Here is a 15,497-nt window from a genome sequence, read left to right as displayed (position 1 = left end):
CTGTAGAATGTAGATTCTATTACTTCTTAATAAAGGGCATTATCCAACAATAGTGTTTTGCTCAATTATCTGTTCCGGAACAGTTTGCAGAACTATCTCACCTCCCTGACAACAATCACAAATTGAACTGTAGAATGTAGATTCTATTACTTCTTAATAAAGGGCATTATCCAACAATAGTGTTTTGCTCAATTATCTGTTCCGGAACAGTTTGCAGAACTATCTCACCTCCCTGACAACAATCACAAATTGAAGTGCAGAATGTAGATTCTATTACTGCTTAATAAAGGGCATTATCCAACAATAGTGTTTTGCTCAATTATCTGTTCCGGAACAGTTTGCAGAACTATCTCACCTCCCTGACAAAAATCACAAATTGAACTGTAGAATGTAGATTCTATTCCTGAATAATCTTCGGGTTTTCTAACCATAGACGAAATTCATTGAGCAAAGCATTCTCTCCTTTTTCTCCTCGCCTAATGAGAAAATTTAAAATAACTGACTTGGATAAAATTGGCAAAACTTTTGACTTTTCTTGCTCCTGATAACTCCCATTTTCTAAACAATAAATAAATAAGTTTGCCCCATCAAATCTCCATATTTCTCTGATACCTAAAGCAGCATAAATTGTTAAACGGTCTAAAGAACTTCTGGTAATATCAATCTCAATTGCTAAATCTGGAGGCGGGTCGCGATTAAAATCAAAATTAATTTTACCTCGTACTAATTCCTCATTGGTGATGTAATAACATTCATCTGGTTCAACCCCTTTTTGCAAATCTTTTCGACTTAATGTTGTCGAACCAAGACTCGATATTTCTAATCCTAATACTTCTGTAGTTGTTTGTACCAGTCGTCCTAAAAAACCTTTATTAATTTCATGTTCTGGCAAGGGAGTCATAATTTCTAATGCACCTTGATCGTAGGTCAATTTTTTACCAGGATTTTCTGCTAAATCTAACAATAATGCTTGATAAGTTTCCCATCTAATTCCTGTTAATAGAGTTGAATTTTCTGGTTTTAATAGAGTTTTACTCATGGTAATTTCAGTTAAATAAATCATTCAAATAATTCTCTCTGCTCAAAATTACCTTGAGAATATCTGACAAAAATTTCATCTTGAATAATGTTTCCAGTGCGGGCATCTTGCCCGTGTGGGTGTACCTCTAAATAAATCATTCAAATAATTCTCTCTGCTCAAAATTACCTTGAGAATGTCTGACAAAAGTTTCATCTTGAATACTCCCATAGGTGTTTTCAATAAACTCATGCCAAGATTGATTTTCAGGTTGGTTATTATCTTGAATTAAATTAATCATTGTTCCCAAAACCTGTTTTTCTTATGGGGTTAAGTTGTTAATAATTTCTGCTAGGGATTTAACTAATTTTAAATCCATCAAAACCTCTAATAATTACTGCGGGAAGATAATTTGGAGACTATTGAAACTAGCTGTTCAGTTGTCAGATATTCAAATTAATTACAGCATTTTTGAGGATGGTAAGGTACAGTTTTTGTAACACAGGCTTCCAGCCTGTAACAAGCAAGATGCTTGTGTTACAAAAATTACTCACGCGCCTCCGAAATTGCTGTAATTTTACTTTCAGATGAATAGAGATAATCTCTTTTTATAGAAAAGTAGAAGTACCTCACAACAAGAGGTGGCAATGCAATTTTTTAATACTGATAACTGGTATCTGAGCGATCGCCAATAAATAGATTATCAAAAACTGATAAATGGTATCTGAGCGATCGCCAATAAATGAATTATCAAAAACTGATGACTGATAACTGATAAGGTAGCTGAAACGCTTATATGTTAGATTCTATAAGCCTTTGCGCGAGAGAAGAGAACGGCTCATACACATTTCTTGTCCAATTTAAGTAGATGTTTGAGAACGGGTGTTGATACCAGGTAATGTTGATCGGATGCCCAAAAGGCAAGTGTCCCACATAATGCGTATCTAAGCTAAAAGTTAGATCTGAGTGAAACAACCATTTTTCTTCTTGGCGCCATCCAACTTTGTCACCGAACGCTTCCCATACTTTCTGATTATACTTTCCCGTTCCCCCCAAGCTCTGATAAATTTTCTTTTGCACAGAAAAGCCAAATCTACCATTACTATACTTTACCCAAAGTTTGTCTATTTCTCTCAGTATTGAAAGTGGAATCTCATCATAAATATATACTCTGTGAATATTCTTTAATACCATTACTTGATAAAAAATAAATAAAGTCTCCTCATCAGCTTTTCTCCATTTACCTTGACGCAAATATTCTTCTAATTGAACACACAAACTATCCTCTTGTAGTTCAGTTTTGCTTTGCCTAAATTCAGACTCATAAGCTGGATCAACTGTATAATGTCCTACCTCAAGTATTTTAGAAAACCCCTGTCGAAATCTCTCAGAATTTTCTTTGTTGGCAAACTTTAACCGGAAAATTTCACGCCATTTTTCCTCGCTTCTTTCAAAATATAAACTAAACGATTTTTTATTAGTTATATTGTCTTTCGCACCCCACAACTCAAACAACTTTTCCGAACCTTTTTCATACAAAGAATAAACTTCAGGAAAATCCGGCAATTTAATACTCGAAATAATCCGAGGTAAAATCTGCGAAACTCGATAAACACGCTCAGATTCTTCTACTTCCGAACTAACCTCTATTAAACCTAAATCAATCCCTCTCTTCAGTTGTTCTTGATAACCAGAAATAGATTCACAAACTACCTCCAAAGCAGACATTGGTACAGGAATTTCAAACACCAAACAATGACTCAATACCCGTGCAATCTTTTCATCAATTTGTGCATAAAGTTCAGACCAAATCACTTTTCCTTGCCAATCTTCAGAATTAGATTCAAGCTGACTTAACTTCCCCTCAATATCCTCACAAACAAGTACATCTTTATCCAACCATTCCAATAAACGAGGATTTCCATCAGCAAGTTTTAACGCTCTTTCAATTAACTTTTCATCAATTTTTCCAGAATTAAAATTCTCCAGACGCTTCAATTTTTTCCCTAAGTCAGCTTTGCGAAATGGCTTTAACCCTTGCACCCAAAATTCACTTAATAATTCAGATTGAAACTTATAGCGACAAGTAATAATAATTTTTTCCCTCGCACCTACTTCTTGAATTGCCCAAACCAAAGCATTTAAAACTTCTGCTGCTTCAGGTTTCAAAACATATTCCCCTTCACGAGGTTCGAGATTCCATTCAAAGTCATCAAAGAGGAAAAGAAAAGATTTTTCTCCAGCTTCAATCAAATTTTCAAACAAATCTCGTAACCTATATTTAAGTTCATTTTGATTATCTTTTAAAGCAAAACGTAAGTCAGCATCTCTCAATTTATCTGCCAATTTTTCCACAAAATTAGAATTATCAATTTGTCGCCACCATAAAACCTTTTCATATTCCGATAAACGTTCCCAAAGTCGAGAAGCAATGGTACTTTTTCCCAAACCTCCCATACCATGAATTAATACTCCCAACTTATCATCCAACTTAAAAGCACGGAGACAATTTTGTAACTGACGGCGACGCCCCACAAAATCTTTACGAGTAGCAACCCTAAGTTTACCTTCTGGATCTCTAAATTCAGTGGTTTTCCGGTAACGGGGTGCAGGTTTCCTAGCTGGTTTTCTCAAGGGAGTTACTAACGCTCCCGGTAAACTACCCGCCACATAAAGTCGTAATTTATGCCAGTCTTTAGCATTAACCTTAATTAATTCCTGGTAAGTTTCCGCTAATGCTGCCGTTACTCCCTTACCAGAAGACAACCCCTGATATAGCTTTCCTGCTGCTGTTGTTGCGTCTGTATCTAATACCCGATCGCCCCATCCTAAAACTGCTGTTGCACCTTGACTTAATAAAGATTCTGCCATTGACGGAATATTTTCCTGATGTGAATATCCACTCCGACAACCCGATAGAAAAATTAGTTTAGGGTGCTGAAATTGTAATTCTGTAGCAATATCTTCCGCACTACTATATTCTGCATCTCCATATTCTGTCTCAGTAACAAAGCAAGGTTTTTCATTCCGAAATGTTGCATGGCCTGTGAGATGAACAACATCAAAAAAATTCTGTTCGTAACTTTCCACCAGATAACCTAACTCAGTCAAACAACCACTTTCTTCTACTTCTAAATATAAAGGCGATCGCTTGGTTGCTTCTAAAATACTTCCCTCTTCCGCTTCAAAATCAAGTTCAGAAAAATGGTCTCCCATATTGCGGGGAGAATTTGCCATAAACACAACATTTAATGCTCGATTATGAGGTTGATTTTGAAAATAAAGTTGTTGACTATCTGTCACCCAACGAACAGGAATAATTACTGGTTTACGCTGAACTAAAAATCCTTTACCATCATGTAGCACTTCCCAAGGTAAATGAGCTAATCTTTCTGAAGTAGAAATTGCTAAAACAATTCCTTCCCGTCGATATTTATCAAGTTCTCTTTGCAAAATACGGTCATTTCCATCCAACCAGTTATAAAGTATTTGACCAGTTTTGGCGTATTCATCTGGCACTCTGGTGTAATAACCTCTCTCTAACTTTTCAATTAGAGCATAAATTTTTGTCAGAGATAATTGATAAGATTGGTAATCATTGGGATTATTCCAAAAGTATCGGAATTTGGCATAATCATCCCCTATTAAATTCAAGTCTAGGTGAAGAATTTGCATAGCTATTTTCTCAGAAACTTTCCAGAATATCTTTAATTTGTTCTACAGTTGCCTCTTTCAGTAAAAGTCGCTTTTCTCCAGAAACAATTTCGACATCCTCTAGTTTTTTCTCATGTTTTTTGAAACACTGAAAAATCTTCTCTGCAATGGTTAAAGTATTATTAATAATGACAGAAGTTCCTGCACCAATTCCAACTATTGTCGCGATGGTTGCTAAAGTAATACCTTTTTCATTGCCATCTGAATCTATTTTATAACTACCTTTTATACCTTCAATTGCCAGAATTTCTTCAGTAGCTTGGACAGCATCTAAACCTTCAATAGCTATTTGAAGCATTTTTTAACCCACCAACTTTTTTGGTTTGATTATAACAGATACAGGACTTATATCATGTCCGGTTGAACAGTGATAAATAAATAACGACGGAGGAGTCAGGAGTCAACCCACCCCTAACCCCTCCCAGGAGGGGAAGTCAGGAGTCAGGAGTAAAGAGGGAAGAAAGAAGAAGAACTGGAGTTGAAGGAGAAAGTTTTTTTATAACTAATTATCCGGACATGATATTATACCAATTCCCAAAATAATGCTATGCTTCCGATGGGACTTCACCTAATATAAGTAATAATAATGCTTCAGTAATTTTTGTAAAGATTATCGGCAGAAAATGGGGTGATGGGGGGATGGGGTGACAAAAAAAAGCAAATGCACTATTTTAGGTGAAACAATCCACTACTGGATCGACACAGCTAAAATGGTGCATTAGATTCAATTCAAAAGTCAAAAGTCATGCATTAAGAATTTTCAAGTTAAAAACTAATGCACAGTTTTAGCTGTGTCAGTCTACTACTCCCTACTCCCTTATTTATAACTGTTCAACCGGACATGATATAATACAGTAGATTCCCAGTATATGAAGTACAGATATTAACAATTAAATCTTCCTAGTGCGGGCAAGATGCCCGCTTCGGGGTTTACCTTACCCTTGGTGGAATCCGCTGTAAATGTAGATTACTTTCATCTCCGTTCTTAGAAACCTACGATTATCTACATAAATCTATGATTTTCTTGCTGATAATCTGTTCTATTCCTGCTTCTACCTGGCAACGTCGGCGTTATCCAGTCCACAAGCTGACACGGTCGTTTGCTTCGCAACGCTGGCGCGAAACGCGCTAGCGTTGCGGAGCAAACTGACCGCCATAGCTAAATTTAACGCTGCATTCAAGTCTCGTTCGCAGCTAAAATTGCAGTGTTCGCAATTGAACACGCGCTCTGATAAAAGCAGAGACTCGCGATTCAGTTCCACACCTACTGCAAGTTTTAGAACTAGGAAACCATCTATCAACAACGATTAGCTCCGAGCCGTACAGTTGACATTTGTACTCTAGCTGTCTACGAAACTCATAAAAACCCATGTTAGCAACAGCTTTAGCTAGCTTATGATTTGATATCATTCCTGATACATTTAAGTCTTCTATCACTATCTGGCTGTGGTTTTTAGCCAAGTAAGTAGTTAGCTTGTGTAATGTATCTTTTCTGATATTAGCTATTTTGCTATGCAATTGAGCTATCTTAATGGGAGATTATCATAGATTATCATATATTATACCAGATTATAGCCAACAGTTACTAGCCCTAAATTTAACCGTGTTTTTTCTAATGGCAGTGGGGATAATTTCTGCTTATAATCAAAGTAGATTACTTTCATCTAGAGTTTAGACTAATTACACCTTGCCTGAAACTTATTAGGGACAATAGACATGGTCTAAATTCACTGAAGTATCACGTATTAGCATTGCAAGAACTGCAAACCCCTAAATTTAACCGTGTTTTTTCTAATGGCAGTGGGGATAATTTCTGCTTATAATCAAAGTAGATTACTTTCATCTAGAGTTTAGACTAATTACACCTTGCCTGAAACTTATTAGGGACAATAGACATGGTCTAAATTCACTGAAGTATCACGTATTAGCATTGCAAGAACTGCAAACCCCTAAATTTAACCGTGTTTTTTCTAATGGCAGTGGGGATAATTTCTGCTTATAATCAAAGTAGATTACTTTCATCTAGAGTTTAGACTAATTACACCTTGCCTGAAACTTATTAGGGACAATAGACATGGTCTAAATTCACTGAAGTATCACGTATTAGCATTGCAAGAACTGCAAACCCCTAAATTTAACCGTGTTTTTTCTAATGGCAGTGGGGATAATTTCTGCTTATAATCAAAGTAGATTACTTTCATCTAGAGTTTAGACTAATTACACCTTGCCTGAAACTTATTAGGGACAATAGACATGGTCTAAATTCACTGAAGTATCACGTATTAGCATTGCAATAACTACAAAATAGAAAAGAGAAAAACTATGTCAAATGCTTACCTTGGCAAAGTAACCCAAATTTATTATCACGATTACTCAGGAAACAAAATTCTGTTCTTAGAAACCTACGATTATCTATTGAGGCTGTTGCGATTCGCGATCGCTCCGACGGGAATCACAACCTTCATGCAACAAAACCTCATCCTTGTCAAATTATAGGCTGATTTTTGGCAGTCTATCTATATTTTTACAAAGTTCTTCCGATTCGATTCTTTTTGTTGTGCTTCGATTGGGATAGGCTTTGACATACATATTGGTTAGGTGCTTGCCGTAGACTATTTCTTTCTTTTTACCCCTTGAGTTGACAGCCTCGAAAGTCTGGTTGAATTTGGGTTCGTGGAAGTAAGCAATGGCAAATCGCTCTTTTTCCTCATTGAGCTTTACCTTATGAATATTGGCTTTTAGCTTTCTTTGAGTGGCGAGTTCCATCATATCGCCCACAAATACTGTCCAGACAGATTCCTGTGGGGTGACAAACGCCCAACCTGGTTTATCGTCATAAGCTCCAATAGTGGTTTCTTCTTCTAGGTAATTTCTTCCCCTTTTTTCCCCATTGACAACCGGCCTCACCCATAATCCACCAACATCATCTTGGGAGGCGGCAATCAGAAAGCCATAATCAGAGTGGGCAGATATCCCATTGGATGCACCTCCTGCTTCTTTTTGACTCTTAAAGCGTAAAACCCTGGCATGGTGGAATCCATCCCGAACCATTTCTGACAGATAATGGTTTGGCTCTAGTCCTAGTCCTAAGCCGATTATTTCTATAAGTTGATCGCACATATTGCCAGTGGCCTTCATGTAGGCTTCAATAGCATCTTTGTAGTCTATTGAGGGGTAGATTGCTTCACCGTGGCAAGGAAGGCGAAGTGTTTTGACACGCTCGTTGTCTCGATCAAAGTGAGGGAACACCGTGTATACCTCTACTTGATCGTAGCGACCTCCTTTTTTCTCCTCCCCGGAGAATACATACCCGGTATAAGTCGTATCGCTGACGAATTTAATTTTTTCATCTTGTGGAAGTCGATTAAACTTTTTATTTTGCAAGAGTGCTCGTGCAGTTAGTAAATCTTCTTGGTAATTTTTTTTAATTTGAATTAATGAGTCTCTCTGCAATGCAGCAACAATCCTTTCTCCTAATTCTCGTTGCTCTTTCAGAGTTTTGGCTGCACGGATATCAAAAGTTTCAAAGATTCTGGAAGTAGATACCTTCAAAGTAGATGTTTTCATGGTTTTATAGTATGGTAAATTTTTTCAGATCAAACAAAAGTATGGTTAAGTGAATTTCACACTTACAGGATTTACGAAAGATATCAAATCATCCCCTATGTGTAGGGGCGATTCGCGTTTGCGGAGCATGATCTTAGGAAATCGCTCCTACTAGATATGGTGGTTATGCACAAGTCCTGACTTAAAGGTTTGTGATGTTGTTGAAGAACGTTACAGAACACAAAATAGAGTCAATAAAATCTTTAAGATATTAAACTATTTGCTTATTTCAATATGAAGTCAATCAACAATAGACTTGTCTCTTTATAACTAAAAAAACTGGCTTACCCCCTGTCACAAAAGGCTTTCAGTTCTCTATTCCCTCAATTTTTTATTGTGGGTATTCAAAGAAACATAGCACCATATGTATTTATACATAACCTAGGTGCTTTTGTCTAGACAACTGATGGTAACTTCAAGAAATCTTCATAAAACTCACCGTATAACTACGTAAAAAAAATCTTCTCAAATATATATTATAAAGAATCTAAGTAGTTTTGTCTAGACAATTGATGGGAACTTTAATAAATCTTCATAAAACTCACCGTATAAGTACGTAAAGACAATCTTACAAATATAAAATATAAAGCATTTGTCACATTTAAGGTAATATCAACATCAAAAAGTTGGTCTTCTGGTCATTTGACTGCTGAATAAACACTTTAGCCAGACAATGCCGAACTTTTCTAGAATAGTTGCATATCCTCAAAGAACATATTGCATATATTTATATTTTTTTATAGATCTCACCTAGATTCCATCTGAAGTCATAGGCTTGAAATATTAAACTTGATTTGCTTGAGTACTTATACTATATAAATCATCTTTATTTGTCAAATCCTGAGGAAGATATTCAGCATAAACACTTAACTTATAGCAGTTTTCATTAACCATTAACATGAATACAGATATTTTGGCTTAAAGTGCAGAAGGCAGAATGCATAAGCTTTGTAGCCTACCTTTGTAAAAAAAACACTATAATTTTTGACTCATGAGTTAACACTATGATTTCCTCCCGAATATCGAGTGAGGGCGTTTTGCTGTCGCATAACTGTTAACGCTCCGCGACATGTAAAGCGGAGCTTGGCGTTAGCCAATGCCATTTGCGCTCCGCAAAGCTCCGAATGGCGTTCCTATATATGGTATATGGCGTTTTTAAGGTGAATTTGCGTAAGTCCTGTTTTTAGATAGTTAATCTAAGAGTCATGACTCTTGACTCATAACTTATGACTCATGAGTCATATCATGTACGGTTGAATAAGATGACTCATGATTCATATCATGTACGGTTGAATAATTAGACTGATGACTCATGATTTATATCATGTACGGTTGAATAATTAGACTTATGATTCATGAGTGATATCATGTACGGTTGAATAATTAGACTTTGGTGGAAGGAAGGCTGAAGACAGGAGGCAGAAGGTTTTCTCCTATTGTCACCTTAATTTTATACACAAAGGATGCTACCGGAAATGATCTAATATCATGTCCGGATAATCAGTTATGGCGTTGGTGAAGCGCGTGTATGATATTAATCTTAATTATTGAGGAGTCAGGAGTCAGTCCTCAGGAGTCAACCCACCCCTAACCCCTCCCAGGAGGGGAAGAAAGAAGAATAAAGAGGAATATAAGGAGAAAGTTTTTTGTTCGCACTCTTATCCGGACATGATATCATACCTCTTTTCACCAACGCCTCAGTTATAAAAAAACTTTCTATAAAAAAAACTTTCTCCCTTTGAACTTTTCTTTCCCTTCTGCCTTCTGTCTTTTACCTTACCTTCATAATAACGGTTCTTTCGATCGCCAAACTTAGCATAATATCATGTCCGGATAATAGCGTGATCAAAAAACTTTATCCCTTCTAATCTTTTCTTCCCTTCTGCCTCCAGCATAGCAGCATAGCTGCCTTTCTTCCTCCAAAGTGTAACTATTCAACCGGACATGATATAAAACCGTTTTAAAGTAAGTAAAGCAATCTCCATAGTCTCAGAGATTGCCTTAATTACAAATATTCCTCTAATATCATGTCCGGATAATTAGTGATAAAAAAACTTTATCCCTTTTAACCTTTTCTTCCCTTCTGCCTTCCCCTCCTGGGAGGGGTTAGGGGTGGGTTGCCTTCTGCCTTCCTTCCTCCAAAGTGTAAGTATTCAACCGGACATGATATAAATACAGCTTTCTTCTAAATTTTAACTAACTTGATGAATTACTGACCAAGCTCGCAAAACTTCTGCAACACTCCACGCTTGAGCAATACAACCACGGGGTGTCATCGGTTCATTTCCATCAAAAATTTCACTAATACTGCCAATACCATGCACCGTTAAATGCTCTGCCATCGGTTTTAATAACTCCTCAGCTTTTGCTTGGTTGTTGTAGATTCGTAGATGTGCTAAAGCATAATGACCAATCAACCAACCCCAGACAGTACCTTGATGATAAGCACCATCACGTTGATAAATATCGCCTCCATAAACACCCTTGTATTCAGGATCGTCACTAGCTAGACTGCGTAAACCATAGGGAGTCAATAACTTGTGCGTGCATATATCCATCACTTGTTTTTCCTGCTCTGGAGTTAGTAGAGATGGGTAACTAAATTTCCCGATCGCAGGTAATGATAAAGCAAATATTTGATTAGGTCGCAAAGCAGCATCATTACCATTAGGTGTATCAAGTACATCGTAACAATAACCTTCCTCCTGATTCCAGAAACGAGCAAAACCCTTTTCCTTTATCAACCTTGCCAACCTTTCATAATCTAGATTATCCTTACCCAACTGTTGGGCAAACTTATCCATGATTTGCAGAGCATTATACCAGAGGGCACTAATTTCAATGGGTTTACCAATACGCGGTGTCACTACCCAATCACCTACTTTGGCATCCATCCAAGTAATCTGTGAACCTGCTTCACCAGCATAAATTAAACCATCATCAGTATCTAACTGAATATTGTAGCGAGTACCTCGGCGATAGTAGTCAATGATTTCTGCTAAAATTGGAAACAATTCTACTAAAAGTTTGTGATCGCCAGTAGCTTCATAGTATGCACGAACTGCTTCAAAATACCAAAGTGTGGCATCCACAGTATTATAATCTGGTGTACTACTACCATCGGGGAAGCGGTTTGGCAACATTCCTTGGTCAACATACTCGGCAAAGGTGAGCAGAATAGACCGGGCGACATCAAATTGCCCTGTACCAAGAGTTAAACCAGGTAAACTAATCATTGTGTCGCGACCCCAGTCTTCAAACCAATGATAACCTGCAAGGATAGTTTTGCCGTATGGATGTTTAGGGGATTTGCGATCGACAATAAATTGGTTAGCTGCTAATACTAATTGGTTGATCCAGTCTGGGGTCTTTTTTGCAGTAGGTTGAGCTTTTGTCTGGGTAAATGATTTCCAGAATTTAATGACTGGATTTTTGAGTTCTGAGTTAGATGTTTTGGTAGTAGCAAATTTTTGGATTATTTGTTGTTCGCAATTACGATGAAAAGCTAGTTCTCTCTCGCCATTAGTAGTAGCATTTTCTTTTGTGCTGGCAGCTATTGTTAGAGGTTTGCCTACTTCAAGTTGTGCATGAAAAGTAACAGCGTGTAAGTGGTCTTCTAATTCTTGTTGACCGCGATATTTTTCTACTGCTAAATTAAATCCGTAATACCAATTATTGGCAGGTGTAGATACTACATTTTTGTCATCTGGATTAGGATCTGTCAGCAGATATAAGGGTGTTGCTCCAGGAAAAGCTTGTATACGGACTCCCTTTTTAATGTTGTCAGTACTGATTTGCCAATCTTGAGCGCTGGTATAATGATGATGATCGCGATGGTTAATTAATGCTTTGATTTCCAAGCTTAAAGGTTGACTACCATTGCGCAAGTTATAATGAATATAGGTGGTGTTTTCTCCTTGCTCCATCCAGATCCGTTTCTCCAATACCACGTCTGCAAATGTAAATTTCCACACTGGTATTGTTCCTTCTAGGTAGAAGCTTTCTGTTTGTTGATAACCTTCTGGGTTTGCTGTGCCATCAGCCCAACGGTTGCAGTAAAGGGGATACTCTAGACCTTTATACTTGGCAGTTTCATCTAGTTTTGTCAGCAATAATGTACGCCCTAATGGGGGTTTGAGAGCTGCGATGAGTAATCCATGATAGCGACGGGTTAGGGTGTTAGCTACTGTACCAGAAGCATAGCCTCCAATACCGTTTGTGACTAACCATTCGCGGGATTCAGCTATGTTGAGATTACTACAAGTTTCTCGATCAAAACTGATGACCATAAGAGAAAATATTTACTATATATTAAGTGCAGAGGTTTCTTTTGAAACCCGACTTCTTTATATCACATTCACAAAGGAAGAAGCTAATACCAATTTTCTTCATTTTTTAGGCAACTCGGAAGGAAAAAGAAGGCAGAAGGAGGCAGAAGGCAGAAGGTTTTATCCTATTGCCACTTGAATTTTATACACGCTCCGATGCTACCGGAAATGATATAAGTCCTAATAACATTTTTTCCAGTTAATCTTTTAGCATATAACATAAATCAAGAATCAATTTTTTATATGTTTTCAGACTTTTCTTAGTTGTTCTGAATTTGATTATTTCTAATTCTCTGCATTTTCATCAAAATAATATGGGTCGCACAACCCCGCCTTTTAAGGCGAAATATTTTTGGAACCTTGCTCAAATCTCCTATTTCCCCTCCTGGGAGTAGGGCTGTTTCAAAGTATTGTAGATTAAAGGTTTAGGGAGAACGGGAGATGAGGGCATTGTGGAACAGTGAAATTTGCCAAAATTTGCCTATTTTGAGCGCCAATAAGCATCCCTTTTGCTCTGACTAAAATGGTGAAAAATCAACTTTTAGTCATAAATTAAAAGCCTTCATCCCCGTGTCTCCGTGTCTCCGTGTCTCCGTGTCTCCGTGTCTCCGTGTCCCCGTGTCTATCGAGAATGAAACAGCCCTCCCCTCCTGGGAGGGGTTAGGGGTGGGTTGTCTCCTACCCCTACCAACAGACTTTCCATGCCCAAACCCTAATTATATTTTCCCAAAATCTGATTTCGATCGCTAGCTCCCAAACCCAACTTATTACCATGAATCTTAGGACTAATAATTTTGGGTACTTCAGTAACTCCCCAAAGACTTACTAATTGCTGTAAAAATTTATCTTGCTCCACCCGTGTTGCCTCCCAGTAGGGACTTCGGTTAATCATCGTAAACCAAACCAAACCCTCTTCACGAGTAGGAATAACTCCAGCTAAAGCAATCACATCATTCAGAGTTCCAGTTTTCACCGCCGAACCCTGGGGAATATTCCTCGACTGGTCTACTAAAGTTCCTCGGTCATAACCAGATACCGGAAACAAGTCAGCAATAACCCACTCAGAAGTTTGAAGATACCTTTGAATAGCAATTAACATCCCGCTCACCGCTCTTGGAGAAATTTTATTTTCTACTCCCAACCCAGAACCATTAATTAACTGAATTTCTGCTTGAGGCACTCCCGCAGTCCAGGCAGCTTTTTGTTGGACAATTTTTGCTCCACCCAAATTACTAGCTATTATTTCAGCCAACTTATTATTACTTTCCACATTCATAGTTTTGAGAATATAGATAAGTGGCAAAGACTTGTGTCGAATAATTGGAATTTCTGTAGATATAGATTTTTGATATATCACAGAACCAGCGATCGCCACTTTTGGCTGAAGTGTTCCTGGTGGCATTCGGTTGTAGATATTTCTCACATTATTAGACCAAGTGGCCGAATTGATACCTTCTCGCAATAATTGGCCTGCAATTATAGGGTCAGTCTGATAGTTCATCCAGAAATCACCCACTACAATCAAATTACCTGTCACTTGATTAATTCCCAGTTTTTGGATGGCATTGCCCAGGGCGATCGCTTCTTCCCAGACAAAATATGGGTCATTACCACCATTAATTACTAAATCTCCTCGCAATATTCCATTTGTAATTGGGCCTGTGGTACTAACCAAGGTTTCAAATTGATGTTGAGGTCCCCAAGTTTCTAGGGCAGCTAAAGATGTGGCGATTTTTGTTAAGGAAGCACCAGGCATGGGAACTGTGCCTTCGCGGCCATGCAAAAGTTTGAATTCTGACTGTATCCATATACCCTGAGCATCGGAAGTTAGTAATCTCTTGGCTGCCAAACCTTTCAAGTATTCATCTACTTCTATAGTTAATATTTGCTCGGAATTTTCAGGTGAAATTAATTGGGGTAAACCTGTTTGCCATTTGAGTATGGTTACAGTATTTTGCCCAATAGTTTGTATGCCTGCCATTTCTAGCCATAGAGATATAATTCCATAGCTGAACAAATCCCACATAAATCAATTCAATCTTTTTCAAATTTTTCTATCATAGTGGACTTCAATCATATATATCCCACATTCCGCACTTCATCATACAAAGATTATGTTTTTAGGGGATAGGAAACAGAAAATTAATTGTTCTGGAGATTGGCTAATTATTGAATCAAAAATAGAAAATTTATTCATTACTTTGATGTCTCTAGGGGTTAAAACACCCTAGATTCTGAGCGGATATGCTACGCGGGCGCTATTGCCACGCTACGCACTGCTGACGATATTTTTTTGTTAGATTGTCTAACTTATATCGCTGTGGAAGCATCAAGACTCCCCTACAGACCTTGGCTAGATTGATTTCTAGCTGTGTCGATACTTTTCTTAAAATATTGGCTGCTCCATTAGTATCAGCATTGATTAATTGACCTGTTGCTGAAAGATACAAGCCACGATTGACGCGCTTTCCTGAAGCTTCCCACCTTTCGGGTTTCTCACCAAATGTCGGCAGAAAATCATCCGATACGAAAACTAGCCTTACTCGTGTAACTTTCCTCAGTCTCAAGAAACTTAATCCCATACTGCTCAGACAATTCAGCTATCCTGACTTTTAACTTAGCTGTAGGTATTTGAACAAACTGTTGGTTATTTTTCTTACCAATGTTAATACTATCTTTTTGGCGTTGATTCCACCCAAAAACTACTGTGTTAAACTAAGCCAGTTTGTTACCAAACCGACTCGTCTTCAGAACCGTGCGTGAGACTTTCACCTCACACGGCTCCTCTCTTAAACGCCCTTTTTCATAGGTACATCCCTCCCTCAGTATCA

The 15,497-nt window shown here is 37.7% G+C and carries 12 protein-coding genes; 2 read left to right on the top strand and 10 right to left on the bottom strand.

The window, feature by feature from the left end:
* Positions 1–397: 397 nt before the first annotated feature.
* The 6 genes from F6K54_RS24760 to F6K54_RS24735 all read right to left on the bottom strand — a co-directional run bounded on the left by F6K54_RS24760 (position 398) and on the right by F6K54_RS24735 (position 6,250).
* Positions 398–1,039 carry a Uma2 family endonuclease gene (locus F6K54_RS24760; RefSeq protein ID WP_293083294.1) on the bottom strand — a complete coding sequence of 214 codons (642 nt, stop codon included), beginning with the start codon at positions 1,037–1,039 and terminating at the stop codon, positions 398–400.
* A gap of 136 nt (positions 1,040–1,175) precedes the next feature.
* Positions 1,176–1,319 carry a hypothetical protein gene (locus F6K54_RS24755; RefSeq protein ID WP_293083292.1) on the bottom strand — a complete coding sequence of 48 codons (144 nt, stop codon included), beginning with the start codon at positions 1,317–1,319 and terminating at the stop codon, positions 1,176–1,178.
* A gap of 491 nt (positions 1,320–1,810) precedes the next feature.
* Positions 1,811–4,693, bottom strand: coding sequence for a GUN4 domain-containing protein (locus F6K54_RS24750; RefSeq protein WP_293083289.1), 2,883 nt, complete (start codon positions 4,691–4,693; stop codon positions 1,811–1,813).
* Positions 4,694–4,703: 10 nt separating this feature from the next.
* Positions 4,704–5,030, bottom strand: coding sequence for a hypothetical protein (locus F6K54_RS24745; protein WP_293083285.1), 327 nt, complete (start codon positions 5,028–5,030; stop codon positions 4,704–4,706).
* A gap of 754 nt (positions 5,031–5,784) precedes the next feature.
* Positions 5,785–5,955, bottom strand: coding sequence for a hypothetical protein (locus tag F6K54_RS24740; RefSeq protein WP_293083282.1), 171 nt, complete (start codon positions 5,953–5,955; stop codon positions 5,785–5,787).
* The gene (locus F6K54_RS24735) at positions 5,927–6,250 is read right to left on the bottom strand and encodes an RNA-guided endonuclease TnpB family protein (protein WP_293083279.1); all 324 of its coding nucleotides are present in this window, start codon (positions 6,248–6,250) and stop codon (positions 5,927–5,929) included. Before F6K54_RS24735 ends, F6K54_RS24740 begins: the two co-directional genes overlap by 29 nt.
* A gap of 804 nt (positions 6,251–7,054) precedes the next feature.
* On the opposite strand from F6K54_RS24735, the gene F6K54_RS24730 reads away from it, so the two are divergent.
* The gene (locus F6K54_RS24730) at positions 7,055–7,228 is read left to right on the top strand and encodes a hypothetical protein (RefSeq protein WP_293083276.1); all 174 of its coding nucleotides are present in this window, start codon (positions 7,055–7,057) and stop codon (positions 7,226–7,228) included.
* On the opposite strand, the gene F6K54_RS24725 is transcribed toward F6K54_RS24730, so the two are convergent.
* Together F6K54_RS24725 and F6K54_RS24720 are read right to left on the bottom strand one after the other, a co-directional pair.
* Positions 7,223–8,299 carry a 2OG-Fe(II) oxygenase family protein gene (locus tag F6K54_RS24725; protein WP_293083273.1) on the bottom strand — a complete coding sequence of 359 codons (1,077 nt, stop codon included), beginning with the start codon at positions 8,297–8,299 and terminating at the stop codon, positions 7,223–7,225. The genes F6K54_RS24730 and F6K54_RS24725 overlap by 6 nt on opposite strands.
* A 2,231-nt stretch (positions 8,300–10,530) precedes the next feature.
* Positions 10,531–12,627 (bottom strand): amylo-alpha-1,6-glucosidase, encoded by a 2,097-nt coding sequence (locus F6K54_RS24720; protein WP_293083270.1) that lies wholly within the window; start codon positions 12,625–12,627, stop codon positions 10,531–10,533.
* Between F6K54_RS24720 and F6K54_RS24715 the strand changes: the two genes are divergently transcribed.
* Complete coding sequence (locus F6K54_RS24715) at positions 12,620–12,805, top strand: hypothetical protein (protein ID WP_293083267.1); 186 nt, start codon at positions 12,620–12,622, stop codon at positions 12,803–12,805. The two genes, F6K54_RS24720 and F6K54_RS24715, sit on opposite strands and share 8 nt — an antisense overlap.
* 573 nt (positions 12,806–13,378) lie before the next feature.
* On the opposite strand, the gene F6K54_RS24710 is transcribed toward F6K54_RS24715, so the two are convergent.
* Together F6K54_RS24710 and F6K54_RS24705 are read right to left on the bottom strand one after the other, a co-directional pair.
* Entirely contained in the window at positions 13,379–14,692 is a 1,314-nt protein-coding gene (locus F6K54_RS24710; RefSeq protein WP_293083264.1) for a D-alanyl-D-alanine carboxypeptidase, read from the bottom strand.
* 232 nt (positions 14,693–14,924) lie between these two features.
* On the bottom strand, positions 14,925–15,248 hold the full coding sequence (locus tag F6K54_RS24705; RefSeq protein WP_366558230.1) for a hypothetical protein: 324 nt from the start codon (positions 15,246–15,248) through the stop codon (positions 14,925–14,927).
* Positions 15,249–15,497 lie beyond the last annotated feature (249 nt).

The sequence above is a fragment of the Okeania sp. SIO3B5 genome (genome assembly GCF_010692555.1).
Taxonomy (GTDB): Bacteria; Cyanobacteriota; Cyanobacteriia; order Cyanobacteriales; family Microcoleaceae; genus Okeania.
The sequence above is the reverse complement of the archived record's forward strand: the minus strand, read 5'-3'. Positions and strand labels throughout refer to the sequence as shown.

What these genes read in the sequence shown, in the direction of transcription:
- F6K54_RS24760 (WP_293083294.1), bottom strand. Translation starts at nt 1,039, where the DNA reads ATGAGTAAAACTCTATTAAAACCAGAAAATTCAACTCTATTAACAGGA.
- F6K54_RS24725 (WP_293083273.1), bottom strand. Translation starts at nt 8,299, where the DNA reads ATGAAAACATCTACTTTGAAGGTATCTACTTCCAGAATCTTTGAAACT.
- F6K54_RS24720 (WP_293083270.1), bottom strand. Translation starts at nt 12,627, where the DNA reads ATGGTCATCAGTTTTGATCGAGAAACTTGTAGTAATCTCAACATAGCT.
- F6K54_RS24755 (WP_293083292.1), bottom strand. Translation starts at nt 1,319, where the DNA reads ATGATTAATTTAATTCAAGATAATAACCAACCTGAAAATCAATCTTGG.
- F6K54_RS24730 (WP_293083276.1), top strand. Translation starts at nt 7,055, where the DNA reads ATGTCAAATGCTTACCTTGGCAAAGTAACCCAAATTTATTATCACGAT.
- F6K54_RS24710 (WP_293083264.1), bottom strand. Translation starts at nt 14,692, where the DNA reads ATGTGGGATTTGTTCAGCTATGGAATTATATCTCTATGGCTAGAAATG.
- F6K54_RS24745 (WP_293083285.1), bottom strand. Translation starts at nt 5,030, where the DNA reads ATGCTTCAAATAGCTATTGAAGGTTTAGATGCTGTCCAAGCTACTGAA.
- F6K54_RS24705 (WP_366558230.1), bottom strand. Translation starts at nt 15,248, where the DNA reads ATGGGATTAAGTTTCTTGAGACTGAGGAAAGTTACACGAGTAAGGCTA.
- F6K54_RS24750 (WP_293083289.1), bottom strand. Translation starts at nt 4,693, where the DNA reads ATGCAAATTCTTCACCTAGACTTGAATTTAATAGGGGATGATTATGCC.
- F6K54_RS24715 (WP_293083267.1), top strand. Translation starts at nt 12,620, where the DNA reads ATGACCATAAGAGAAAATATTTACTATATATTAAGTGCAGAGGTTTCT.